This is a genomic window from Streptomyces sp. NPDC020807, from assembly GCF_040641575.1.
In the GTDB taxonomy this organism is placed as follows: domain Bacteria; phylum Actinomycetota; class Actinomycetes; order Streptomycetales; family Streptomycetaceae; genus Streptomyces.
On sequence record NZ_JBFADU010000012.1, the window covers coordinates 112,312 to 135,771 of the forward strand.

General features: G+C 71.8%; 22 protein-coding genes. 4 read left to right on the forward strand and 18 right to left on the reverse strand.

All coding sequences use genetic code 11. The annotated features are described in order from the left end of the window. Positions 1-39: 39 nt before the first annotated feature. From AB0G79_RS19445 to AB0G79_RS19495, 11 genes are all read right to left on the reverse strand, one after another. The gene (locus tag AB0G79_RS19445) at positions 40-525 is read right to left on the reverse strand and encodes an NUDIX hydrolase (RefSeq protein WP_360807966.1); all 486 of its coding nucleotides are present in this window, start codon (positions 523-525) and stop codon (positions 40-42) included. Beyond that, entirely contained in the window at positions 522-1,286 is a 765-nt protein-coding gene (lepB, locus tag AB0G79_RS19450; RefSeq protein ID WP_360807968.1) for a signal peptidase I, read from the reverse strand. The genes AB0G79_RS19445 and lepB (AB0G79_RS19450) overlap by 4 nt, the downstream gene beginning before the upstream one ends. Positions 1,287-1,357: 71 nt before the next feature. Then, a complete protein-coding gene (gene lepB / locus AB0G79_RS19455; RefSeq protein ID WP_360808064.1) occupies positions 1,358-2,317 on the reverse strand; it encodes a signal peptidase I in 960 nt (319 codons plus the stop codon). Further along, positions 2,253-3,260, reverse strand: coding sequence for a signal peptidase I (gene lepB, locus AB0G79_RS19460; RefSeq protein ID WP_360807970.1), 1,008 nt, complete (start codon positions 3,258-3,260; stop codon positions 2,253-2,255). The genes lepB (AB0G79_RS19455) and lepB (AB0G79_RS19460) overlap by 65 nt, the downstream gene beginning before the upstream one ends. Then, positions 3,253-4,005, reverse strand: coding sequence for a signal peptidase I (gene lepB, locus AB0G79_RS19465; RefSeq protein WP_360807972.1), 753 nt, complete (start codon positions 4,003-4,005; stop codon positions 3,253-3,255). The genes lepB (AB0G79_RS19460) and lepB (AB0G79_RS19465) overlap by 8 nt, the downstream gene beginning before the upstream one ends. Before the next feature lie 68 nt (positions 4,006-4,073). Next, positions 4,074-4,424 (reverse strand): 50S ribosomal protein L19, encoded by a 351-nt coding sequence (rplS, locus tag AB0G79_RS19470; protein ID WP_317874030.1) that lies wholly within the window; start codon positions 4,422-4,424, stop codon positions 4,074-4,076. 127 nt (positions 4,425-4,551) lie between these two features. Continuing rightward, the gene (gene trmD / locus AB0G79_RS19475; RefSeq protein WP_360807974.1) at positions 4,552-5,373 is read right to left on the reverse strand and encodes a tRNA (guanosine(37)-N1)-methyltransferase TrmD; all 822 of its coding nucleotides are present in this window, start codon (positions 5,371-5,373) and stop codon (positions 4,552-4,554) included. Beyond that, positions 5,370-5,933, reverse strand: a complete 564-nt coding sequence (gene rimM / locus AB0G79_RS19480; protein ID WP_360807976.1) for a ribosome maturation factor RimM — start codon at positions 5,931-5,933, stop codon at positions 5,370-5,372. Before rimM ends, trmD begins: the two co-directional genes overlap by 4 nt. Positions 5,934-6,050: 117 nt before the next feature. Next, on the reverse strand, positions 6,051-6,290 hold the full coding sequence (locus AB0G79_RS19485; RefSeq protein ID WP_005311361.1) for an RNA-binding protein: 240 nt from the start codon (positions 6,288-6,290) through the stop codon (positions 6,051-6,053). A 2-nt stretch (positions 6,291-6,292) separates the two neighbouring features. Then, a complete protein-coding gene (rpsP, locus tag AB0G79_RS19490) occupies positions 6,293-6,736 on the reverse strand; it encodes a 30S ribosomal protein S16 (protein ID WP_030325634.1) in 444 nt (147 codons plus the stop codon). Positions 6,737-6,890: 154 nt separating this feature from the next. Next, positions 6,891-7,484, reverse strand: a complete 594-nt coding sequence (locus AB0G79_RS19495; RefSeq protein ID WP_360807978.1) for a hypothetical protein — start codon at positions 7,482-7,484, stop codon at positions 6,891-6,893. Between the two features lie 390 nt (positions 7,485-7,874). Here AB0G79_RS19495 and AB0G79_RS19500 point away from each other — a divergent pair, with 390 nt between their 5' ends. Further along, the gene (locus AB0G79_RS19500) at positions 7,875-8,609 is read left to right on the forward strand and encodes a methyltransferase domain-containing protein (protein WP_360807980.1); all 735 of its coding nucleotides are present in this window, start codon (positions 7,875-7,877) and stop codon (positions 8,607-8,609) included. A gap of 98 nt (positions 8,610-8,707) precedes the next feature. Here the strand turns inward: AB0G79_RS19500 and ftsH are convergent, their stop codons facing one another. From ftsH to AB0G79_RS19530, 6 genes are all read right to left on the reverse strand, one after another. After that, positions 8,708-10,681: an ATP-dependent zinc metalloprotease FtsH gene (gene ftsH, locus AB0G79_RS19505; RefSeq protein ID WP_360807982.1), complete on the reverse strand. Its 1,974-nt coding sequence runs from the start codon at positions 10,679-10,681 to the stop codon at positions 8,708-8,710. A gap of 148 nt (positions 10,682-10,829) precedes the next feature. Next, a complete protein-coding gene (ffh, locus tag AB0G79_RS19510) occupies positions 10,830-12,383 on the reverse strand; it encodes a signal recognition particle protein (protein ID WP_360807984.1) in 1,554 nt (517 codons plus the stop codon). Between the two features lie 103 nt (positions 12,384-12,486). Then, entirely contained in the window at positions 12,487-14,931 is a 2,445-nt protein-coding gene (locus tag AB0G79_RS19515; RefSeq protein ID WP_360807986.1) for a [protein-PII] uridylyltransferase, read from the reverse strand. A gap of 55 nt (positions 14,932-14,986) precedes the next feature. Beyond that, the gene (locus tag AB0G79_RS19520) at positions 14,987-15,325 is read right to left on the reverse strand and encodes a P-II family nitrogen regulator (protein WP_015036464.1); all 339 of its coding nucleotides are present in this window, start codon (positions 15,323-15,325) and stop codon (positions 14,987-14,989) included. Then, positions 15,322-16,668, reverse strand: coding sequence for an ammonium transporter (locus tag AB0G79_RS19525; RefSeq protein ID WP_360807988.1), 1,347 nt, complete (start codon positions 16,666-16,668; stop codon positions 15,322-15,324). The genes AB0G79_RS19520 and AB0G79_RS19525 overlap by 4 nt, the downstream gene beginning before the upstream one ends. A gap of 318 nt (positions 16,669-16,986) precedes the next feature. Further along, positions 16,987-18,468 carry a hypothetical protein gene (locus AB0G79_RS19530; RefSeq protein WP_360808066.1) on the reverse strand — a complete coding sequence of 494 codons (1,482 nt, stop codon included), beginning with the start codon at positions 18,466-18,468 and terminating at the stop codon, positions 16,987-16,989. A 425-nt stretch (positions 18,469-18,893) separates the two neighbouring features. Between AB0G79_RS19530 and AB0G79_RS19535 the strand changes: the two genes are divergently transcribed. Continuing rightward, positions 18,894-19,547, forward strand: a complete 654-nt coding sequence (locus AB0G79_RS19535) for a bifunctional DNA primase/polymerase (protein WP_360807990.1) — start codon at positions 18,894-18,896, stop codon at positions 19,545-19,547. 71 nt (positions 19,548-19,618) lie between these two features. Here the strand turns inward: AB0G79_RS19535 and ftsY are convergent, their stop codons facing one another. Further along, complete coding sequence (gene ftsY / locus AB0G79_RS19540) at positions 19,619-20,866, reverse strand: signal recognition particle-docking protein FtsY (RefSeq protein ID WP_360807992.1); 1,248 nt, start codon at positions 20,864-20,866, stop codon at positions 19,619-19,621. Positions 20,867-20,951: 85 nt separating this feature from the next. On the opposite strand from ftsY, the gene AB0G79_RS19545 reads away from it, so the two are divergent. After that, positions 20,952-22,427 carry a cytosine permease gene (locus AB0G79_RS19545; RefSeq protein ID WP_360807994.1) on the forward strand — a complete coding sequence of 492 codons (1,476 nt, stop codon included), beginning with the start codon at positions 20,952-20,954 and terminating at the stop codon, positions 22,425-22,427. 53 nt (positions 22,428-22,480) lie between these two features. Further along, on the forward strand, positions 22,481-23,452 hold the full coding sequence (locus tag AB0G79_RS19550) for an LLM class flavin-dependent oxidoreductase (RefSeq protein ID WP_360807996.1): 972 nt from the start codon (positions 22,481-22,483) through the stop codon (positions 23,450-23,452). Positions 23,453-23,460 lie beyond the last annotated feature (8 nt).

Genomic DNA, 23,460 nt, shown 5'->3' on the forward strand with positions numbered 1-23,460 from the left:
AGCCGTGCGTCCACCTATTGTGCGTCAGCCGCCCGCGCCCTAGACGATCTCGGGGGCGAGGACCACCGGCGCACCGGGAGGTCCCTCGTCGAGCAGCGTGCGCAGCAGCTCGGCGAGTCTGGTCGGGTACACCGTCTCACGCGCCGCCGACAGTTCGGCGGAGGTCCACCATCTGAGGCCCGCGAGGCTGCGGGTCTCCAGCTCGGTGAGGGCCTGGTGCCGGGGCTCGGCGGCGGTCCTTCCGACGCGGGCGAGGTAGTACCACTCGTCCTGGTCCCAGCGCCGTCCGTCGAAGGGGAAGGAGCAGTACCGCTGCCAGAGGACCGGCCCGAGCTCCGCGTCGGTGATGCCGGTCTCCTCGGCGAGTTCCCGCAGCGCGGCCTCGGCACGCGTCTCGTCGCCCTCGAGTCCGCCGCCCGGCGTGAACCACCAGTTGTCGGCCGGGTCGTCCGGCTCGTGCCCGTGCAGGAGCAGGATGCGGTCGTCGGGGTCGAGGAGGACGACCCTGGCCACCTGCCGCCTCATGCGCCCACCTTCTCCCGTGCCGCGGCCGCCGCCCTCCCCCGGCGCCGGGCCGCGAATCCCGCCACGGGGCCGTACGCGGCCCCTGCCAGGATCAGTACACACCCGGCCGCGATCGCCGTGAAGAGGGCACGGAAGGGCCCCGGAGCCGAGATCCCGCCGGGGAGCCCCGCGAAGCCCGCCGGGCGCTCCAGGGCGCTGCCGTCCGGCCAGACGACGACGTCGACCCGTCCGACGACGGCGGAGCGCGGCACGGTGCCCTGCCCGGCGTCCTCCAGGTGGGCGCGGGAGTCGAGCGAGGTGAAGCGGTCGTCGCCGAGGAGGAAGAGGTTTCCCTCGGGGACGGCGACGGAGAACTGCTGCTCGGACGCGACGGACCGGCCCTCGAGCCCGCGCCCGAGGTAGGGCTCGTCCACGGGCGTGCCGTTGACGGTGAGCCGGCCGTCGGCGCCGCAGCAGGCGACGGTGTCGCCGCCGACCGCGACGACCCGCTTGACCATCGTCGAGCCGCCCCAGAGGGGGTCGGCGAAGACGACGACGTCGCCGCGCCGCACCTCGGCGCCGTCGATGCGCTCGGCGAGGACCTTGGAGTTGGTCGCGATGGTGGGGCTCATGGAGTCCGTGGGCACGGTGTACGGCTGGTAGGCCACGGCGCCCCAGACGAGGCCGCCGAGGAAGAGCAGAAAGCCGACGGCCACGGCCAGCCCCGACAGCACGCTGCCGAGGCGGCCGCGGCCGCCCTTCGCTCGTATGGTCCCGCTCATGCGCCACCCCAGGGGATCAGTCGACGTCAGAGGTCTGTCGACGTTCGGGACGGCAATCTACCCGCGGGAAGCTACTCGGCGGTATGCCCCGCCGTGCGCTTCTTGCGGCGCCACAGCACCAGCGGGAGCGCTCCGGCCACGCCCACCGCGCCGATCGGCGCCGCGGCCACGGCCTGGTTCAGGCCGGGCTGGTCGAAGACGTCGGGCACGGGGAGGGTGGCCCAGCGGGTCACCGGCCAGGCGATGACGACCGCGCGGCCCACGACACCGTCGTTGGCGATGGTGCCGCCGCCGGGGAGCTGCTGGTGGAAGCGGGAGTCCAGCGAGTTCTGCCGGTTGTCGCCCATGACCCAGATGCGGTCCTCGGGGACCTTGATCGGGCCGAAGGAGTCCTGGCACGGCACGGAGCCCGGGTAGAGGTACGCGCTCTCGTCCAGGGCCTTGCCGTTGAGGACGACCTTGCCGCCCTCCTTGCAGGAGACCGTGTCGCCGCCGACCGCGATGACCCGCTTGATCAGGTCCTTCTCCTCTGCCGACGGCATGAGGCCGATGAAGCTGAGGAACTTCTGGACGACGTTCGGCTTGGGGGTCGGCTGACCCTCCAGCCAGCCGCCCGGGTCGTGGAAGACGACGACCTCTCCGCGCTCGGGCTCGGAGCCGAACCACGGGGTGAGCTTGTCGACGAGGACCCGGTCGCCCTTCTGCAGGGTGTTCATCATCGACTCCGAGGGAATCGAGAACGCCTGCACCAGGAAGGTCTTGATCAACAGCGCGAGCACGAGGGCGATGCCGATGAGGAGGGGCAGCTCCTTCCAGAAGGAACGCTGCTTCTTCGGGCCCTTGCCCGACCTGCCCGCGTCGTGGTCGTGCGCCGGCTCGTCGCCGTCCGATCCACCCCCGGGGGCACCTCCGCCCGTCACGCCGCCTGTCGCGTCGTCATCCGTCACGTCGTCACCTGTCACGTCGTCACCGATGGCCTCGTCGGCCCTCTTCTCGGGCCCATCGTGTCCGGATCGTGCGCCGACGGCCAAATCCCCCACGTCCACTCCTCACTCCGTGCGATTGCCCACCCCGGAACAGGGGAAGGCCCATCACTCCCATAACGAGCAGAAGTTCCGCAGGGGTCGGGAGCCCGGGGAATCCATTGAGATCCCGCGAGGACACACTATGCGACAGACCGAGCGCCGCATCGGAACTCGTACGCCCGTCCGGTACGGCGGTGAAGGTCTCCCGTTCCTCCAGGCCACGCCAGTGCGAGACGGGCCAGGCGATCACGACGGCCCGCCCCACGACCTGGTCCTCGGAGATCGTGCCGCGGTCCTTCTCGTCGAGGTGGAAGCGCGAGTCGGCCGAGTTGGCCCGGTGGTCGCCGAGGACGAAGATCCGGCCCTCCGGCACCTTCACCTCGAAGGGGATCGTGGACGGCTCGTTCCCCGGGTGCAGGTACGGCTCCTCGACGGGTACGCCGTTGACGGTGAGCCGCCCGTCCGCGCCGCAGCAGCGGACGGTGTCCCCGCCGACGGCGACGACCCGCTTGATCAGGTCGCGCTCGTCGGCCGAGGGCAGCAGTCCGATGAAGGTCAGGGCCTGCTTCACCTGCTTGACGCCGATCGGGTCGTCTTCGGCCGGCGCGGTCTCCTCCTGGAGCCAGTTGCCGGGGTCCTTGAAGACGACGACGTCGCCGCGCTGCGGCCGGGTGCCGAACCAGGGGGTGAGCTTGTCGACGAGGACCCGGTCGTCGATCCGGATCGTCTGCTCCATCGATCCCGACGGGATGACGAACGCCTGGACCAGGAAGGTCTTGAGGACGAGCGCGATGAGGACGGCGACGGCGAGGAGGATCGGGATCTCGCGGATCGCCGAGCGCTGCCGGCGCCGCTTGACCTTGCGGGCGAGCCTGCGCCGTTCGGCACGGCCCGGCAGCGGCGCCGGTCCGTCGCCCGCGCCGTCGGCCGTGCGGCCGCGGCTACCCACGGGGGCCCGTCGCGTGCCCGCCGGCGGGCGGGGCCGGTACGGCGGCGAAGGCGTCGGTCCCCGCCACGGTCGACCAGCGGCCGAAGGGCCAGGCGATCCAGTCGGCCCGCCCGACGACCTTCTCGACGGGGACCATGCCGCCGCCGGGGTTGCCGAGGTGGTCGCGGGAGTCGCTGGACTGGCTCCGGTGGTCGCCCATCACCCAGAGCTTCCCCTCGGGGACGACGATGTCGAAGGGCACGCTCGAGGGCCGGTCGCCGTGCATCACGTACGTCTCCGGGACGGGGACGCCGTTGACGGTGAGCCGTCCGTCCTTGTCGCAGCAGACCACCCGGTCGCCGCCGACGCCGACGACCCGCTTCACGAAGTCGGTCTCGTCGGGCTCGGCGAAGCCGAGGGCGGCCGCGCCGTCGTGCAGGAGACCGGCCACGGGATTGCCGCCGGGCTCCTCCCGTACGAAGGACCCCGTGCCGTCGAAGACGACGACGTCGCCCCGCTCCGGTTCACTGCCGAAACGGTACGCCAGCTTGTTCACCAGGATCCGGTCGCCGACGTCGAGCGTCGGCTGCATCGAGCCGCTGGGGATCAGGAACGGCTGGATCACGAAGTGGCTCAGGAGCAGCAGGAAGACCACGCAGGCGACGCCCGCGAGCCCCGTGCGCCGCCAGGAAACGCGCGCGGAGCGCGACCCCTCCTCCGTGTCGGTGGAGGGGTCGCGCTCCGTGTGCTGTGCTTCGGTGTCCATCGGGGACAGAGCCTATCCGGCCCGTCTGTGAGTGGACCTCAAGCGCCGCGTGAGCGGTGAGCCGGGGCTCAGCGGTCGCGCTTCTCCTTGATCTTGGCAGCCTTGCCGCGCAGCTCACGCAGGTAGTAGAGCTTGGCGCGACGGACGTCACCGCGGGTCACGAGCTCGATCTTCTCGAAGATCGGGCTGTTGACCGGGAAGGTGCGCTCGACGCCGACGGAGAACGAGACCTTGCGGACCGTGAAGGTCTCGCTGACGCCCGAGCCCTGGCGGCGGATGACGACACCCTTGAACTGCTGGATGCGGGAGCGGTTGCCTTCGATGACGCGCACGTGGACGTTCACGGTGTCGCCGGGGCGGAAGGCGGGGAGGTCGGAGCGGAGCGCGGCCGCGTTGACCTGGTCGAGCAGGGAGGCCATGGAGGTCTCTTTCCTCGCTGATGCCACAGGTCATCAGCGGTACGTTCGGATGATCGGGATGCCGTGCGTCTCTGGCGGGCGTCGGTCCCCCTGTGGCAGGGGCGCGCGCCGGACGGACGGCAGCGGCCTATTCTTCCACGTCGGGGAGCCTGCGCCAAAATCGGCCGCCGGGCTCGGGTGCCCATCCCATCATCGAGAGGACCTCGCGGTCCTTCTTGTCGAAGGCCGACGGGTCGCAGCGCTCGATGAGGTCGGGGCGGTTGGCGACCGTACGCCGGAAGGCCTCGTCCCGCCGCCACCGGGCGATCTTGCCGTGGTGCCCGCTGAGCAGCACGTCGGGGATGCCGCGGCCGCGCCACTCCGGGGGCTTCGTGTAGACGGGCCCCTCCAGGAGGTTGGCCATGGCGCCGGGGGCGAAGGAGTCGTCCTGGTGCGACTCGGCGTTGCCGAGGACGCCGGGCAGGAGGCGGGCGACGGCCTCGGTGACGACGAGGACGGCGGCCTCGCCGCCCGCGAGGACGTAGTCGCCGATGGAGACCTCGTAGACCGGCATCCGGGTGGCGTACTCGTCCATGACGCGCCGGTCGATGCCCTCGTACCGGGCCGGGGTGAAGATCAGCCAGGGCCGCTCGGAGAGCTCGACGGCGAGCTCCTGCGTGAAGGGCCGGCCGCTGGGGGTCGGGACCACGAGGACCGGACCGCGCGCGCCCGCCTCGTACCCGTCGGCGAGCGTCTGGTCGAGCGCGTCGCCCCAGGGCTCGGTCTTCATGACCATGCCGGGACCGCCGCCGTACGGGGTGTCGTCGACCGTGTTGTGCCGGTCGTACGTCCAGTCGCGCAGGTGGTGGACGTGGACGTCGAGCTGCCCCCGGGCGCGCGCCTTGCCGACGAGCGAGACGTTCAGCGGTTCCAGGTACTCCGGGAAGATCGTGACGACGTCGAGCCTCATGCCGACCCCTCCTCCTGGTCCGCGTCGTCGCGGGAGGAGACGATCTCGGCGCGGTCGTCGATCAGGCCGGGCGGCGGGTCGATGACGGCCCGCTGCTCCTCCAGGTCGATCTCGGTGACGATCTCGGAGACGAACGGGATCATCAGCTCGGTGCCGTCGGGGCGCTCGACGATGAAGAGGTCCTGGGACGGCAGGTGGGAGATCTCGGTGATCCGGCCGATCTCGGTGCCGTCGGCGAGGACGACGTCGAGGTCCATGAGCTGGTGGTCGTAGTACTCGTCCTCCTCCTCCGGCAGCTCGGCGGGGTCGATCTCGGCGATGAGGAGGGTGTTGCGCAGGGCCTCGGCGGCGTTGCGGTCGCGGACGCCCTCGAAGCGCAGCAGCAGCTTGCCGCTGTGGACCTTGCCGGACTCGATGGTCAGCGGCCCGGCGGAGGCCGGGTCGGTGAGCAGGACGGCGCCGGGGCCGAGCCGGAGCTCGGGCTCGTCCGTCCGCACCTCGACGGTCACCTCGCCCTTGATGCCGTGGGCGCGGCCGACCCGCGCGACTACCAACTGCACTGCTCCACACTCTCCTGTCACGCAGTACGGACGACGGAAAACGACAACGGGCCGGGGTGGGCTAAAGCCCTCCCCGGCCCGTGCCGGCACATCATTCAACCGATGTGGCCGACTTTTTCAGCGGACCTGGTCCACGTCGACGAGGTCGACCCGGATTCCACGGCCGCCGATGGCGCCCACGACGGTACGCAGCGCACGCGCGGTGCGGCCGTTGCGGCCGATCACCTTGCCGAGGTCGTCGGGGTGCACCCGGACCTCAAGCACGCGGCCACGGCGCAGGTTGCGCGAGGCGACCTGCACATCGTCGGGGTTGTCGACGATGCCCTTCACGAGGTGCTCGAGAGCCTCCTCGAGCATGATCAGGCCTCGGTCGACTCGGTCGACGCGGCCTCGGCCTCGTCAGCCTTCTTGTCGGCCTTCTTGGCCTTGGGGGTGATGGCCTCACCCTTGTCGTCGCCGCCCTCGAGGGCCTTCGCGAACTCGTCGAACGAGGCGCGCTTGGCTTCCTTGGTGGCCGGGACGAGCAGGGCCTTCTCCGGAGCCGGCAGGCCCTTGTGCTTCTGCCAGTCGCCGGTGAGCTTGAGGATGGCGAGAACCGGCTCGGTCGGCTGGGCGCCGACAGACAGCCAGTACTGCGCACGCTCGGAGTCGACCTCGATACGCGACGGGTTGTACGTCGGGTGGTAGAGGCCGATCTCCTCGATCGCACGACCGTCGCGGCGGGTGCGCGAGTCGGCGACGACGATGCGGTAGTGCGGCTGGCGGATCTTACCGAGGCGCTTGAGCTTGATCTTGACTGCCACTGGAGTGGTGTCTCCTGGTCTTGACGTGGTTGGGCACTTGAGATGCCACGTGGGGTTGCGGTACTCGGATGCCCGATGGACGCGTCAGCCGGAGGAGAGAGGGGTCCTATGCGACTGTCGAGTACAGCTAGCCATTGTGCCACACGCCGCCGCCTCAGTTGGCGGCGCCCACCGTCTCCGGGATGCGGAAGGGCTTGCCGCAGCCGCCGCACATGATCGGGGCCTGGGCCAGGACCGACGGCACCACGCGCACGTTCCGCCCGCAGTCGCAGACCGCCTTGACCCGGACGCCGCCGCCCGAGGAGCCGTGCCGTGCGGCCGGACCCCGGAAGGAGCGCTTGGTGTCGGCGGCCGTGGCGACCGTGTGCGCCTTGAGGGCGCGCTGGAGCCGCTCGATCGTCGGCCGGTAGCGCCGACGCGCCTCCGCGTTCAGGGTGACCAGGGAGAAGCCGCTGCTCGCGTGCGGCTCCTCGGGATGGTCGAGCCCCATCTCCTCGGCGATCGCGAGGAATCTGCGGTTGTGATAGCGGCCGGCCCGGGAGGTGTCGCGGACCCCCCGGGCTGCGGCGATGCCGTGGACTGCCTCGTGGAGCAGCCGTTCGAAGGAGAGCTCGGCGCCGCAGGCGGACGAGGACTCTCCGATCAGGGACTCGGGCGCGGCAAGATCGGGCAGCTCGGGGTGGTGCCGCTGAATGTCGGCCCACGCCTGTGCCAGCTCTGCGGCGAGAACAGGTGGTGTCGTGCTCACGTCGTCTACAACGAGCCGAAGCGCCGCCGGGTTCCATTCCGGGGCATCCCAAATATTTTGCACGTACCCGTCAGTTGCCGTTGATGCGTCCTGACGAGGGCCAGTGCGCCGATCTGCGGAGAAGTCGCGCAGGAGTCGTCAAGCCGGTGCGTAGTAGCGCATACGCCCCGGCGCGCATCAGTGATGCGTGCGCCCCTCAGAGGGACGGGGGCGGCCCGGTGGGACTGTTGCGAGGACATTACCGGGTTCGTACGCGGCCGGGCGCACCACCCCTCCCTCCGGGCGAAACCCGGCCAACCCGTGCGGCGCGAGCACTGGACGCGGCCCGTGATGCGCAGTTCCCTGACTACGGGGGGCTGTCGTCCGAAGCACGGATTGGGGCGCTTTTCCATGACACCTACGCTCGTCCCGCACCACCCCGCGCGTGACTGGGCCGAGATCCAGGAACGCATGCTCGTCCCCCTCTACGAGGCGGTGTACGACCGTCTCGGTGTGGGGCCGGGGTCCCGGCTCCTCGGCCTCGGCTGCGGCTCCGGCCTCGCGCTCCTGATGGCGGCGGCGCGGGGCGCCCGGGTGACCGGGGTGGACGGGGACCACGCGCGCGTGGAGCTGGCGAGGGAGCGGCTCCCCCGAGAGGTCGTGCTGACGGACCGGCTCCCCCAGGCTCCCGAGGGTGCGCCGTACGACGTGGTCACCGCCTTCCACGCGAAGGCCGGGGACCTCCCCGCGCTCGCCGCCCTCACCCGTACGGCGCAGTCCGGCACCGCGGTCGTCCTCGCCGGATGGGGGCCGGCCGAGCGGTGCGCGACGGAACCGGTGCTGCGGATCGCCGCGCGGCTCGCGGACCGGCACCCGGCGCCGGGTCCCGACCTGGAGGCGCTGGCGGCCGGGGCGGGGCTGCGGTCCTTCGGTTCGGGCCGGGTCGCCTGCCCCTTCGGGTACGCGGACGAGGGCAGCGCGGTCCGCGGGCTCCTGTCGACGGGCGCCTTCGACGCGGCGGTCCTGGCGACCGACCCCTCGCAGGTCGAGAAGGAGATCGAGGAGGCGCTCGCGCCGTACGTCCGCGCGGACGGGACGGTGTGGATGCCGAACGTCTTCCGGTACGTGCTCGCGCGCGTGCCGTAGCGGCGGTACGCGCGGGGCCCGCGACCGCGACGGTCGCGGGCCCCGGAACGCGTACCCGTGAGCGGACACCCCTGGGCGGACACCCGTGGGCGGACGGGTCAGCCCTCGTCCCCGCCCGCGCCCTCGGCCGAGGCCGCCCTCTTGCTCTCGTTCTCGCCCTCCACCACGCGCGTGATCCCCGCCGCCGCGTAGGCCGCGTCCTCCTCCAGGGTCTCGTTGGCGAGGAGGGCGGCGGCCAGGGCGTCCAGCTGGGGCCGGTGCTCGCCGAGCAGCCGTACCGCCTTCTCGTAGCACTCGTCGACGATCCGGCGCATCTCCTCGTCGACGGTGTCGAGGGTCGCCGGGGCCGCCGACAGGCCGTACGCCTGCTGGGCGTCGCTCGGGATGGCGGTCAGCCGGCCGACGCGCTCGCTCATGCCCCAGCGGCCCGCCATGCCCCGGGCGATGCCGGTGACCTGTTCGAGGTCGCTCTCGGCACCGGTGGTGATGACGCCGAAGACGACCTGCTCGGCCGCCATGCCGCCGAGGGCGCCGATGATCCGGCCCTTCAGGTAGTCCTCGGTGTAGGCGTACTTGTCGGAGTCCGGGGTGGAGAGCGTGACGCCGAGGGCGCGGCCGCGCGGCACGATGGTGATCTTGCGGACCGGGTCGGCGCCGGGCTGGAGCATGCCGAGGAGCGCGTGCCCGCTCTCGTGGTAAGCGGTGCGGCGCCGCTCCTCCTCCGGCATCACGAGCGGGCGTTCGGCACCGAGCTGGACCTTCTCCAGGGCGTCCGAGAGGTCGGACTGCGTGACGGCCTTCTGGTCGCGCTTGACGGCGAGGAGGGCCGCCTCGTTGGCGAGGTTGGCCAGTTCGGCGCCGGTCATGCCGGGGGTCGTCCGGGCCACCTGCTCCAGGTCGACGTCCTTGGCGAGCGGGATCGCCCGGGTGTGGATCCTCAGGATCGCCTCGCGGCCGCCCCGGTCCGGCGGGTTGACGTGGACGACCCGGTCGAAGCGGCCGGGCCGGGTGAGGGCGGGGTCGAGGACGTCGGCGCGGTTGGTGGCCGCGAGGACGATGACGCCCTCGGAGCCGGTGAAGCCGTCCATCTCGGTGAGGATCTGGTTGAGCGTCTGCTCCCGCTCGTCGTGGCCGCCCATGCCCGAGCCGCCGCCGCGGGCCCGGCCGATGGTGTCGATCTCGTCGATGAAGATGATCGCCGGGGCGACCTTGCGGGCCTCGGCGAAGAGCTCGCGGACCCGGGAGGCGCCGACGCCGACGATCATCTCGATGAACTCGGAGGCGGAAGCGGAGAAGAACGGCACCCCGGCCTCGCCCGCCACGGCCCGGGCGAGCAGCGTCTTGCCGGTGCCGGGAGGGCCGGCGAGCAGCACGCCCCGGGGCATCTTGGCGCCCATCTCGCGGTAGGAGGCGGGGTTCTTCAGAAAGTCGACGACGTCGTTGAGCTCGCCCTCGACCTCGTCGATGCCGGCCACGTCCGCGAAGGTGGTGCGCTTGCCGCCCTCCACCTCGACGGGCTTCGGCGGCGTCTTGCGGCCGAGCATGCCGCCGGCCCCGCCGCCCATCCCGGCGCTCATCCGCCGGGCGATGAAGATCCACAGCACGACGAGCAGCAGCATCGGGGCGAGGGAGAGGAGGAGGTTGGCGAGGAAGCTGCGCTCCACGACCACCGGTTCGGCGGTGACCACGACGTTCTGCTTGGTCAGCTGGGACCACAGGTCGTCGTCGGCGAAGGCGGGCCGCTGGGTCTGGAACTTGGTGTAGTCGCCCTTGCCGTCGGGGACGGGCTGCTTGTTCTTCAGCTGCCCCTGGATCGCGTCGCCCTTGGAGTAGATCTTGGTGACGTTGCCGGCGGCGACCTGCTTGTCGAACTCGGTGTACGAGATCGTCGGCCCGTCGCCGCCATTGAAGAACCCGAGCACGATGTTGGCGATCAGGTACACGGCGAGGGCCGTCAGGATCAGGCTCCCCCAGCCGCCCGGCATCCTCCTCTTGGGCGGCGGGGGCGGCGGGGCCCCTTCCGAGCGCCAGGGCTGGTCGGTCCGGTCGCGCGGGGGTACGGGGTTGGCCACGTGGTTCTCTCCTCGGGGCGGCAATGGCCTCAGTATCGGAGAGCGGGACGAACCCGGCATAGCAGACAGGCCGGAGGAGTGAAAGAAAGTATGAAAAGAGGCCCGGGGCGGTTTCGCACCGCCCCGGGCCCCTCCACGCGCGCACGCGTCAGTTCATGAACTTCTTGAACTCGTCGGGGAGCTCGAAGTCCTGCGGGCTCTGGCCCGCGCCCGGCAGCCCGAAGGCGCCGCCGGCCTGCGCCTGCTCACGGCGCTCGGCCGCGGCCTGCTCCTCGGCCTTCCGCTTCATCGGGTTGCCGCTCTTGCGCTTGCCCTTGGCCTGCTTGATCTGCTTCTTCTGCCGGCCGGGACCGCCACCCATGCCGGGGATGCCGGGCATCCCGGGCATGCCGCCGCCCTGGGCCATGCGGGACATCATCTTGCGGGCCTCGAAGAACCGCTCGACCAGCCCCTTCACGGCGCTGACCTCGACACCCGAACCCTTGGCGATACGGGCACGGCGGGAGCCGTTGATGATCGTCGGGTCCTGGCGCTCGGCCGGGGTCATCGACTTGATGATCGCGGCGGTGCGGTCGACGTCCCGCTCGTCGATGTTGGCGATCTGCTCCTTCATCTGGCCCATGCCGGGCAGCATCCCGAGGAGCTTCGAGATGGAGCCCATCTTGCGGACCTGCTCCATCTGCGCCAGGAAGTCGTCGAGCGTGAAGTCCTGGCCCTTCTTCGAGGCGAGCTTCGAGGCCATCTTGGTGGCCTCTTCCTCGTCGAAGGTCTGCTGGGCCTTCTCGATGAGCGAGAGCATGTCGCCCATGCCGAGGATGCGCGACGCCATGCGGTCCGGGTGGAACGCGTCGAAGTCGTCGAGCTTCTCGCCGTTGGAGGCGAACATGATCTGCTTGCCGGTGACGTGCGCGATGGAGAGCGCGGCACCACCGCGGGCGTCGCCGTCGAGCTTCGACAGCACGACGCCGTCGAAGCCGACGCCGTCGCGGAAGGCCTCGGCGGTGTTGACCGCGTCCTGGCCGATCATGGCGTCGACGACGAAGAGGACCTCGTCGGGGCTGACGGCGTCGCGGATGTCCGCGGCCTGCTGCATCAGCTCCTGGTCGATGCCGAGGCGGCCGGCGGTGTCGACGACGACGACGTCGTACAGCTTGGTCCGCGCGTACTCGATCGAGTCCTTCGCGACCTGGACCGGGTCCCCGACGCCGTTGCCCGGCTGCGGGCCGTAGAAGGCCACGCCGGCGCGGTCTGCGACGACGGAGAGCTGGTTGACGGCGTTGGGGCGCTGGAGGTCGCAGGCGACGAGCAGCGGCGAGTGCCCCTGGCTCTTCAGCCAGACACCGAGCTTTCCGGCGAGGGTGGTCTTACCGGCACCCTGGAGACCGGCGAGCATGATCACGGTCGGCGCGGTCTTCGCGAACCGCAGGCGGCGGGTCTCGCCACCGAGGATCGAGATCAGCTCGTCGTTGACGATCTTGATGACCTGCTGCGAGGGGTTCAGCGCCTTGGAGACCTCGGCGCCGAGGGCCCGCTCCTTGACGTTCTTGATGAACGCGCGGACGACGGGCAGGGCGACATCGGCCTCGAGGAGGGCGATACGGATTTCCCGGGCCGCGCTGTCGATGTCCTGCTCGGAGAGGCGGCCTTTGCCCCGGAGGGACTTGAAAGTCGCGCTGAGGCGGTCGGAAAGCGTATCGAACACGGTGGTCGCGATCCTCGGGTCGGGGCGGATGGTCGCCACCCAGGGTATCCGGCCCCGGGAGGCGACCACCCGTGCCGGTCGAATTGGACGGGATCGCCGCGTCTCAGCGCAGCGCCTTCTCCACCGCCCCCGCCAGGTCGACCGCCTCCTCGGCCGTCAGGAGGGTGCCGTCCGGGCGGGTCACGTAGAGGGTGTCGACGGCGTTGGCGCCCAGGGTGGAGACGTGGGCGCTGCGGACCCGTACCGCCGCTCCCTCCAGGGCGCGGCCGATGCGGTGGAGGAGGCCGGGGGCGTCCTGGGCGCGGACCTCGATGACGGTGGCGAGGCGGGAGTCCGCCGCGGCGACGGTGACGCGGGGCGGCGGGGCGGTGAGGCCCCGGCGGCGCGGGTAGGCGGCCTCGCGCTCGGCGAGCCGGGCGGGGATGTCGAGGGTGCCGTCGAGGGCGCGGACGAGGTCGGAGCGGAGCCGCGCGGCCTCGGGCAGGGAGCCGTACTCGGCGGCGACGCGCCAGTCGAGGACGAGGACGCTGCCGGGGCCCACCTCGGTGGGGAGTTCGACGGCGCGGAGGTCGGCGGCGCGGACGGTGAGCCGGTGGAGGGCGAGGACCCCGGCGACGGCGGGGAGGACGCCGGGCCGGTCGGTGAGGGCGATGAGGAGTTCGACGCCGACGGGCTCGGGCTCCTCGTCCTCCGTCACGTGGGGCTCGGTGCGCAGGGCGAGGACGGGTTCGCCGGTGCGCAGGGCCTCCATGGCGAGCCGTTCCTGTTCGGCGCTGGGCGCGGCCGCCTCGGGGTCGGGCAGGGGTTCGCCCGCGAGGACGCCGGCGACCCGTTTGACGAGGTCGGCGACGAGCGAGGCGCGCCAGGAGGACCAGGCGGCGGGCCCGGTGGCGAGGGCGTCGGCCTCGGTGAGCGCGTGGAGGAGCTCCAGGGTGCCGAGGGTGCCGACGGCGGTGGCGACGGACTGGACGGTGGCCGGGTCGTCGAGGTCGCGCCGGGTGGCGGTCTCGACGAGGAGCAGGTGGTGGCGGACGACGGTGGCGACGGTGGCGGTGTCGGTGCGGTCGAAGCCGATGCGGGTGGCGAGGTCGCGGGCGATGGTCTCGCCGGCGACGGAGTGGTCGCCGGGCCAGCCCTTGCCGATGTCGTGGAGGAGCGCGGCGACGAGGAGGAGGTCGGGGCGGCCGACGCGGCGGGTGAGGGAGGAGGCGCGGACGGCGGTCTCCACGAGGTGGCGGTCGACCGTCCAGGTGTGGACGGGGTTGCGCTGCGGCCGGCAGCGGACCCGCTCCCAGTCGGGGAGGAGCCGGGTGACGAGCCCCTCGGCTTCGAGGGCCTCCCAGACGGGCACGGTCGCCTCGCCGGCGCCGAGGAGGGTGACGAGTTCCTCGCGGGCCTCGGCGGGCCACGGGACGGGGAGGGGTTTGGCGGCCGCCGCCAGTCGGCGTACGGCGTGGAGGGAGATGGGCAGGCCGGACTGGGCGGCCGCGGCGGCGGCCCTCAGAGGGAGGACGGGGTCGCGTTCGGGTTTGGCGGTGAGGGCGAGGACGGCCTCGCCGTCCATCTCGACGACGCCCTCGGCGAGCGGGGTCCGTTCGACGGGCGGTTTCGCGCCGTTGCCGCGGCCGAGGAGGGATCGCAGCCGGGGGCGGGCGGAGCGGGCCTTGAGGACGCGGTGGACCTCGCGCCAGGTGACGTCGGTGGCGTACGAGACGGTCCGCGCGGCCTCGTACACCTCGCGGAGCAGGGTGTCGGCGTCGAGGAGGCCGAGTTCGCCGGCGACGGCGTCCTGTTCCTGGAGGGCGAGCCGGTCGGTGGCGCGGCCGGTGGTGAGGTGGAGGGCGTCGCGGGCGTCGAGGAGGCGGCGGCGGGCGGCGTCGAGGCCCTCGCGGGGGGCGTCGGCGAGCCAGGAGGCGGCGACGGCCCGCAGCGCCTGGAGGTCGCGGAGCCCGCCCCTGGCCTCCTTGAGGTCGGGTTCGAGGAGGTACTGGAGCTCTCCGGCCCGTTCGGCGCGTTCGCGGCAGAGGGCGTCGAGTTCGGGGAGGCGCTTGGGCGCCTGGTTGCGCCAGTCGGCGAGGACGGTGGTGCGCAGGGCGGCGACGAGTCCGGCGTCCCCGGCGACGTGCCGGGCGTCGAGGAGGCCGAGGTGGACCTTGAGGTCCTCCCCCGCGGTCGTACGGGCCTCGGCGGGCGTCCGTACGGAGTGGTCGAGGGCGAGGCCGAGGTCCCAGACGGGGTACCAGACGCGGTCAGCGAGGGCGGCGACGGCGGCGGGGTCGGCGCTGCCGTCGTGGAGCAGGAGGAGGTCGAGGTCGCTGCGCGGGGAGAGTTCGGCGCGTCCGTAGCCGCCGACGGCGACGAGGGCGGTCCCGCGGGGCGGTGCGGCGGCGGCGAAGAGTCCGGCCAGCCAGTCGTCGGTGAGCCGGGCCAGGGCGGAACGGCGCGGCGGCCCGGACCGCTCCTTCTCGTGGAGAAGGAGCAGCCGGGCCGCCGCGTAACCGCCGGGTCCCGAGTCTTCGGTCGTTCCACTCATGTCGGTGCTCGTCACCCGGCGGCTCCTCACGTGTGCTGACAGTGCGTCCGTGGTTTCGGCGCGTCCGCGGTCAGAGCGCGTCCGGACCGCGCTCGCCGGTGCGGACCCGTACGGCGGTCTCGACCGGCACGCTCCACACCTTGCCGTCTCCGATCTTGCCGGTTCTGGCGGCCTTCACGACGACGTCGATGAGCTGTTCGGCGTCCTCGTCCTCGACGAGGACCTCGATGCGGATCTTCGGCACGAGGTCGACGGTGTACTCGGCGCCCCGGTAGACCTCGGTGTGGCCGCGCTGGCGACCGTACCCGCTGGCCTCGGTGACGGTCAGGCCGTGGACCCCGAAGGCCTGGAGGGCCTCCTTGATCTCGTCGAGCCGGTGCGGCTTGACGACCGCGGTGATGAGCTTCATGCGTCCACCTTCTTGTTCTCCGTGACGACCGGGGCGGGTACGGCGGTGCTGCGTCCCGTGACGCCGCCGCCGGCGCCGCTGAAGTCGTAGGCGGTCTCGGCGTGCTCGACCTGGTCGACGCCGGAGACCTCGTCGTCCTCGCTGACCCGCATGCCCATCGTCTTGTCGATGATCAGGGCGAGGAGCGCGGAGGCGATCAGGGAGTAGGCGAGGACGGAGAAGACGCCGATCGCCTGCTTGCCGAGCTGGTCGAGGCCGCCGCCGTAGAAGAGGCCCTTGGCGTCGGACTGGACGCCGCCGGTGGCGAAGAAGCCGACGAGCAGGGAGCCGATGACACCGCCGACGAGGTGGACGCCGACGACGTCGAGGGAGTCGTCGTAGCCGAACTTGTACTTGAGGCCGACGGCCATGGCGCAGACGAGACCGGCGATCGCGCCGATGGCGATGGCGCCGAGCGGGGAGCAGGAGCCGCCGGAGGGGGTGATGGCGACGAGGCCGGCGACCGCGCCGGAGGCGGCGCCGAGGGTGGTGAAGGAGCCGTGGCGGATCTTCTCGTACGCGAGCCAGGCGAGCATGGCGGCGGCGGTGGCGACCTGGGTGTTGACGAACATCACGGCGCCGACGCCGTCGTCGTTGCCGAGCCACGAGCCGGCGTTGAAGCCGAACCAGCCGAACCAGAGGAGACCGGCGCCGAGCATGACCAGCGGGAGGCTGTGCGGGCGCATCGGGTCCTTCTTGAAGCCGACGCGCTTGCCGATGACGAGGATCACGCCGAGGGCGGCCGCGCCCGCGTTGATGTGGACGGCGGTGCCGCCGGCGAAGTCGATGACGCCCATCTCGAAGAGCCAGCCGCCCGCGCCCCAGACCCAGTGGGCGACGGGGAAGTAGACGATCGTGACCCAGAGGGTGATGAAGAGCGCCCAGGCGGTGAACTTGACGCGGTCGGCGAGGGCGCCGCTGATGAGCGCGGGGGTGAGGATCGCGAACATCAGCTGGAAGACGGCGAAGACGTAGACCGGGATGGTGTAGCCGTCCCAGAGTTCGGTGACGCCGATGCCGCTGAGGCCGAGGTACTCGGAGGACCAGCCGACGACGGAGCCGATGTCGGTGCCGAAGGACATGCTGAAGCCGAAGAGCACCCAGAGGACCGTGACGATGCCGAGGCTGATGAAGCTCATCATCAGCATGTTCAGGGTGGACTTGACGCGGACCATGCCTCCGTAGAAGAAGGCGAGTGCCGGGGTCATCAGCATGACCAGGGCGGAGCAGATGAGCATGAACCCGGTGTTGGCGGCGGACAGCTCGGGTGCGTCTGCTGCCAGGGTCGTGATGGCTGGTGCCATCGGCGTCTCCTCGTCGTCAATGCGGCCTGTGCGGGGCGGGGCCGGGGAGCGGTCGGCCGTTGAGGGGCGTGGCCGGTTATGGGCCAGAGATTCGCGCAGCGCGGTTTCGGCCGATGCCGCTCGATGTTTCGCGGCGGTGACGAAGGTGTGAGACGTGTTACGCGGCCGTGAACGGCCGGGCGGGCACAGGTCCGGCCGCGGCGGGCGTCCGTTGACCTCGCGGCGGGGGAGCCGAGTCGGGTTGTACGGGACGTCCGGCGCGGCCGGGGTCTGTGCGGGGTCGCGGGGCGGGGCCCCGGGACCTGGAGGGGGGGCGGGTCAGACGGCTTCGGCGGCGGCCTCGGGGAGCAGCTGGGCGATGCTGTCGGTGAGCTGGACGACCTCGGCGACGTCGCTGTAGCTGCGGGCGGCCTGGTCGACGGTCTTGCGGAGGCGGTTGTTGACCCGCTCGGAGCGGATGCTGCGGGCGACCCCGAGGGCCTTCTCGGCGAGGGCCACGGACTGCTCGGGCTCGCGCTTGAGGAGGTGGACGGTGGCCATGCCGATGAGGTTGAGCGCGTACGACCGCTGGTGGTCGGGGTCCTTGGCGAAGAGCTCGACGGCCCGCTCCATGACGGGCTCGGCGAGGGAGGCGTAGGTCGGGGAGCGTCCGGCGACGTAGGCGAGGTCGCGGTAGGAGTGGGAGTTCTCGCCGTTGAGCTCGGCCTCGGAGAAGAAGCCGATCCAGTCGGGCTCGGGCTCGCCGTCGAGGCCCGCGTCGGCGAAGGTGTCCTCGGCCATCCGGACGGCCCGCTTGCACTTGGAGGGCTGGCCCATGTTGGCGTAGGCGCGCGCCTCCATCGCATACAGCATGGCCTGGGTGCGGGCGGTGGCGCAGTCTCGACTGCCGTACTGGGCCAGGTGGATGAGTTCGAGGGCGTCGTCGGGCCGGCCGAGGTGGATCATCTGGCGGCTCATGGACGACAGGATGTACGAGCCGAGGGGCTTGTCGCCGGCCTCCTTGGCGGCGTGCAGGGCGAGGACGAAGTACTTCTGGGCGGTGGGCTGGAGGCCCACGTCGTAGCTCATCCAGCCGGCGAGCTCGGCGAGCTCGGCGGCGCAGGTGAAGAGGCGCTTGGCGGTGGCGGCCGGGTGGGACTCCTGGAGGAGGTCGGTGACCTCGTGGAGCTGGCCGACGACGGCCTTCCGGCGCAGTCCGCCGCCGCACTGGGCGTCCCACTTCCGGAACATGGCGGTGGTGGACTCGAGGAGGTTCAGCTCGATCTCGGAGAGCTTGTCGGGCCGCCGCCCGTCGGGGGCGGCCGTCTCCGGCGGCGCGATCTCGGTGACCGGCGTGGGGACGAGCCAGCGCTGCATCGGCTCGATGAGCTGGGGGCCCGCGGCGAGGGAGAGCGAGGAGCCGAGGAAGCCGCGCCGGGCGAGCATGAGGTCGCTGCGGGAGAACTCGCTGAGCAGCGCGACGGTCTGCGGACCGGCCCAGGGCAGGTCGACGCCGGAGACCGACGGCGACTGGTGGGCGGTGCGCAGCCCGAGGTCCTCGACGGCGACGACGGAGCCGAAGCGCTCGGAGAACAGCTCGGAGAGGATGCGCGGGATGGGCTCGCGCGGCTGCTCGCCGTCGAGCCAGCGCCGTACGCGCGAGGTGTCGGTCGAGATGTGGTGCGCGCCCATCTGGCGCGCCCTGCGGTTCACCTGCCGCGCCAGTTCGCCCTTGGACCAGCCGCTGCGCACGAACCATGAGCCCAGCTGCTCGTTCGGGCGCTTGCCGGCAGTCGTACCGTCTGCGCCGTTGCCGCCCACTGGAACGCCCCCATCCACCTGAATGCCTGTCATGCGAAGCCCTATCAGAATGCCGCCTCGTGGGGGCTTCCGTCCGGCGTTCTCACTCCTTCGAACGGGAATCCGGCTTGCCTCCGGCATACCCACGCGCGGAGTGGCCCCGGGTTCGCGTACCGAAAGTAATCCTACGATCACCCCTCCCGTGAGGGCGATTCAAGAAACGCCACCATTCGCCACCCCTTCGAATGAACTCGCCACGCACGGAACGCGATTCACTTGACAGGCGACGAACCGGAGTTGGCGGACGGATGCGCGGAGAGGCGCGCGCGACGGCCCGCACCACCCCGCCCACGACCGCACGCCCTGGACGGCGTCGGACCGTGTCCGAAGGTGACGACGACCCTCCGGGTCGTAACCACCGGCGCGTTCGACCCGTTGGAGGGGGCATGGGCTTCACGATCGGCGGCATTCGTGAGATGCGGTCCGGCTCGCGCCGCCGCGTGCGCACCTCTGAGTGCACAGCGGTGGCCGAGTACACAGGACTGTGGGGCTGGGACGTGGTCCCCGGAGCACGGGCCGCGTCCGGCCGGTGCTCCTGCGGGGATCCGGCGTGCGCGGCTCCGGGGGCGCACCCCCTCTCCTTCGCGGAGGAGGTGCCCGCGGGCGCCGGTCTCGACGACGCGACCAAGGCGTGGGACCGGTATCCGGGCGCGGCGCTGCTGCTGCCGGTGGGCCGGTTCTTCGACGTCCTGGAGGTCGCGGAGGCGGCGGGGCGGCGGGCGCTGGTGCGCCTGGAGCGGATGGGGCTGCCGCTGGGGCCGGTCTGCGCGACGCCGACCGGACGGGCGCGGTTCTTCGTGGCGCCGGGCGCGGCGGCGGAGCTGCCCCGGCTGCTCTACCGGATGGGCTGGGACGACGCCGACCTGGACCTGCACTGTCTGGGTCCCGGCACGCACATCACCGCTCCCCCGTCGGACCTGGGCGGGCTCGGGCCGGTGCGCTGGCTCCGGCCGCCGACGCTGGACACGGCGGGCGCCCCGCCGCAGGCGCGGCTGCTGCTCGGCACCCTCGCGTACATCTGCCACCGCACGCACGCCTGACGCCCGGACACGCGTGAGGGCCCCCGCCGTGGGATACGGCGGGGGCCCTCACACGTGTGCCGGTACGGCGGTCAGTCGCCGATCAGGGCGTCGACGAAGGCGCCCGGTTCGAAGGGGGCCAGGTCGTCCGGGCCCTCGCCCAGGCCGATCAGCTTGACCGGGACGCCCAGCTCGCGCTGGACGGCGACGACGATGCCGCCCTTGGCGGTGCCGTCGAGCTTGGTCAGGACGATGCCGGTGATGTCGACGACCTCGGCGAAGACGCGGGCCTGGATCAGACCGTTCTGGCCGGTGGTGGCGTCGAGGACGAGGAGGATCTCGTCGAGCGGGCCGTGCTTCTCGACGACGCGCTTGACCTTGCCGAGCTCGTCCATGAGGCCGGTCTTGGTGTGGAGGCGGCCGGCGGTGTCGATGAGGACGACGTCGGCCTTCTCGGCGATGCCCTCCTTGACCGCGTCGAAGGCGATCGACGCCGGGTCGCCGCCCTCGGGGCCGCGCACGGTGCGGGCGCCGACGCGCTCGCCCCAGGTCTGGAGCTGGTCGGCGGCGGCGGCACGGAAGGTGTCGGCGGCGCCGAGGACGACGGACTTGCCGTCGGCGACGAGGACGCGGGCGAGCTTGCCGGTGGTGGTGGTCTTGCCGGTGCCGTTGACGCCGACGACCATGACGACGCCCGGGGTGTCCTCGGGGCTCTCCGTCCTCACCGTGCGGTCGAAGTCGCCGAGGAGCGCGACGAGCTCCTCGCGGAGCAGGGCGCGCAGCTCGTCGGGGGTGCGGGTGCCGAGCACCTTGACCCGCTCGCGGAGCCGGTCCACGAGCTCCTGGGTCGGGGCGACGCCGACGTCGGCCGTGAGAAGCGTCTCCTCGATCTCCTCCCAGGTGTCCTCGTCGAGGTGCTCGCGGGACAGGAGCGTGAGCAGCCCCTTGCCGAGCGAGTTCTGGGAGCGGGCGAGGCGGGCCCGGAGCCGGACGAGGCGTCCGGCGGTGGGCTCGGGCACCTCGATCCCGGGAGCGGCCGGGGCCTCGGGGGCCTCGGGCTCCACGGTGGCCGGGGCCTCCTCGGCCGGGGCTTCGGCGGGGGCCCCGGGGGCCGTCGCGTCGGGGAGTTCGACCTCCTCGACCGTGCGGCGTGGTTCCTCCCGCGGTGTCTCCGCCTCCTCGCCGACATGCGGCTCGGCGGGCGGAGCGGTGATGATCGGCGTGGTGGACGGCGGCTCGGCCGGCGGCAGCTGCTTCTTCTTGCGGCCGCTGATCACGAGCCCGCTCGTCACGGCGACCGCGACGACCAGAGCGATGACTACAGCAAGGATGAGTTCCATAACCCGTCCAGTATCGGCCACGCCGCCCGCACAGGCGGAGCACGTACCCTGGATGGCTCCCCCCACATTCGTACGGAGTACCCCCATGCCCCACGACGCCTCCGAAGCCGCAGGCGCGACGCACGACGGCGCCATGGAGACCCGAGGTCTCGAACCCGTTCCCGACGCGGAGCGGACCGGCAGGGTCCGCGAGCTCTTTCCGACCTGGGTCGCGGCGAACATCAGTGTGCTGCTGCTCACGATGGGCGCGGGCCTGATCGTCTTCAACGGCCTGAACCTGTGGCAGGTGCTGGCCGTCGCGATCATCGCGCCGGTGATCTCGTACGGGATCGTCGGCCTGATCTCGATCGCGGGCAAGCGCGGCGGCGCGCCGGGCATGGCGCTGTCGCGGGCCGTGTTCGGTCAGCGCGGAAACCTTTTTCCCGGTGCGCTGATCTGGGTGGCCCGCTGGGGCTGGGAGACGATCAACGCGGTGACCGGCGCCTACGCGGTGCTGACCGTCCTCGATCTGCTCTTCGGCGTGAAGTCGAACACCTTCCTCATCGTCGTGACGCTGCTGCTCTTCGTCACCTGCACGTTCCTGGTGTCCGGCCTCGGGATCAACGCGCTGCGGGTGTGCAGCAAGTGGTCCACGTACCTCTTCGGCGCGTTCTCCGTGCTCGTCCTCGTCTACCTGGTGGCGAACACCGACTGGGACGCGGTCTTCGCCAGGCCCGCCGGTTCGACGGCGATGATGGTCGCGGGCATCGGCACGATCGCCGCCGGCGGCATCAGCTGGGTGCCCTCGGGCCCCGACTTCACCCGCTACCTCCCCCGGACGGCCTCCTCGAAGGCGCTGGTCGGCTCGACGATCGGCGGCGCCGGGATCGTGGTGCTCCCGATGGTCCTGATGGGCGCGGTCATGGCGGTCTCGACGCCGGACCTGGCCTCGGCCTCGGACCCCGTCTCCTTCATCGGCGAGCTGCTGCCGATGTGGATCTCGGTGCCGTACCTGGTGATCGCGCTGATCGGCATGCTCCTGATCAACTCGATGTCGATGTACTCGGCCGGTTTCACCGCGCAGACGCTCGGCATCAAGGTCTCGCGGGCCGCGGCCGTGAGCGTGAACGCGGTCATCAGCCTGGTCTTCGGCTTCCTCCTGATGGTGGTCGCGACCAGCTTCATCGGCTCGTTCATCTCCTTCCTCACGCTGCTCGCGGTGGCGTTCTCGGCGTGGATCGGCGTCTTCGGCGTGGACATGCTCCGACGGAGGACGTACGACCCGGTGGCCCTCATGGACACCACGCCGACCAGCGCGTACTGGTACCGGGGCGGCTACGCCTGGCAGGCGATGACGGCGTGGGCGGTCGCCCTGGTCGTGGGCCTGCTGTTCACCAAGGTCGACTGGTTCGCCGGTCCGCTGGCCTCGTCCTGGATCGGCGAGAACGGCCTCGGCTGGGCGGTCACGATCCTGGTGGCGGGCGTCCTGTACGCGGTCCTGCCGCGTACGGCCGCGGCCCTGCCCGCTCGGGCCGCCGCGGCCGACGGGACCCCCGAGCCCGACGAGACCGTTTCCATCTGACACTGCGTCAGATACTGTCCCCCTTCCGCGCACCCGCGAAGGGGGACTTTCCCATGCCGTTCAGCGTCGTCCGGTTCAACCTCGTCGATCCGCAGGCCACCCCGGAGTCCCTCTCCGAGCGCTACAAGGCCGCCCTCTCCATGGCCGCGTACGCCGACACGCACGGCGTGGACACGGTCCAGACCGAGGAGCACCACGGCGTCGAGAACAACTGGCTGCCCTCCCCCTTCGCCTTCGCCGGCGCGGTCTTCGGCGCCACCGAGCGGATCGCCGTCACCGTCTCGGCGATCATCGGCCCGCTGCACGACCCGCTCCGCCTCGCCGAGGACATCGCGGTCCTCGACCTGCTGAGCGGCGGCCGGCTGGTGACGGTCGCGGGGATCGGCTACCGGCCCGAGGAGTACGAGGAGCGCGGGGTCGACTGGGGGCGGCGCGGCAAGCTCCAGGACCTGCTCCTGGAGACCCTCCTGGCGGCCTGGAAGGGCGAGCCGTTCACCTATCAGGGGCGTACGGTACGGGTCACCCCGCGCCCGCTCACCCAGCCGCATCCGATGCTGCTCGTCGGCGGCTCCTCGCGGGCGGCGGCGCGGCGGGCGGCCCGGCTCGGGCTGCCGTTCTTCCCGTCCGCCCACCTGCCGGAGATCGAGGCCTACTACCAGGAGCAGTGCCGGGAGTTCGGCACGGAGGGCTGGACGATGATGCCGGCCGAGGTGACCCCGCTCCTGCACCTCTCCGAGGACCCGGACCGGACCTGGGCCGCGCACGGGGAGCACTTCCTGCACGAGGCGAGGACCTACGCCTCCTGGCAGTCGAAGGACATCCGCTCGGCGGTGAGGTCCGGCGCGACGACGGTCGAGGAGCTGCGCGCGGAGGGCGTGTACCGGGTGGTGACCCCGGACGAGTGCGTGGCGCTCGGGCTGGAGAGCCTGGTGCTGCACCCGCTGTGCGGCGGGATGCCGGTCGAGGAGGGGTGGCGGAGCCTGCGGCTGTTCTGCGACGCCGTGCTGCCCCGGCTCGCCGGCTGACGCAGGGG

Coding starts and splice junctions, on each gene's coding strand:
- AB0G79_RS19485 (WP_005311361.1), bottom strand. CDS start 6,290: ATGCTCGAGGAGGCTCTCGAGCACCTCGTGAAGGGCATCGTCGACAAC.
- AB0G79_RS19550 (WP_360807996.1), top strand. CDS start 22,481: ATGCCGTTCAGCGTCGTCCGGTTCAACCTCGTCGATCCGCAGGCCACC.
- lepB (WP_360807968.1), bottom strand. CDS start 1,286: ATGAGCGGGACCATACGAGCGAAGGGCGGCCGCGGCCGCCTCGGCAGC.
- lepB (WP_360807972.1), bottom strand. CDS start 4,005: ATGGACACCGAAGCACAGCACACGGAGCGCGACCCCTCCACCGACACG.
- AB0G79_RS19535 (WP_360807990.1), top strand. CDS start 18,894: ATGGGCTTCACGATCGGCGGCATTCGTGAGATGCGGTCCGGCTCGCGC.
- AB0G79_RS19445 (WP_360807966.1), bottom strand. CDS start 525: ATGAGGCGGCAGGTGGCCAGGGTCGTCCTCCTCGACCCCGACGACCGC.
- AB0G79_RS19525 (WP_360807988.1), bottom strand. CDS start 16,668: ATGGCACCAGCCATCACGACCCTGGCAGCAGACGCACCCGAGCTGTCC.
- AB0G79_RS19545 (WP_360807994.1), top strand. CDS start 20,952: ATGCCCCACGACGCCTCCGAAGCCGCAGGCGCGACGCACGACGGCGCC.
- trmD (WP_360807974.1), bottom strand. CDS start 5,373: ATGAGGCTCGACGTCGTCACGATCTTCCCGGAGTACCTGGAACCGCTG.
- AB0G79_RS19500 (WP_360807980.1), top strand. CDS start 7,875: ATGACACCTACGCTCGTCCCGCACCACCCCGCGCGTGACTGGGCCGAG.
- ftsY (WP_360807992.1), bottom strand. CDS start 20,866: ATGGAACTCATCCTTGCTGTAGTCATCGCTCTGGTCGTCGCGGTCGCC.
- rplS (WP_317874030.1), bottom strand. CDS start 4,424: ATGGCCTCCCTGCTCGACCAGGTCAACGCGGCCGCGCTCCGCTCCGAC.
- AB0G79_RS19520 (WP_015036464.1), bottom strand. CDS start 15,325: ATGAAGCTCATCACCGCGGTCGTCAAGCCGCACCGGCTCGACGAGATC.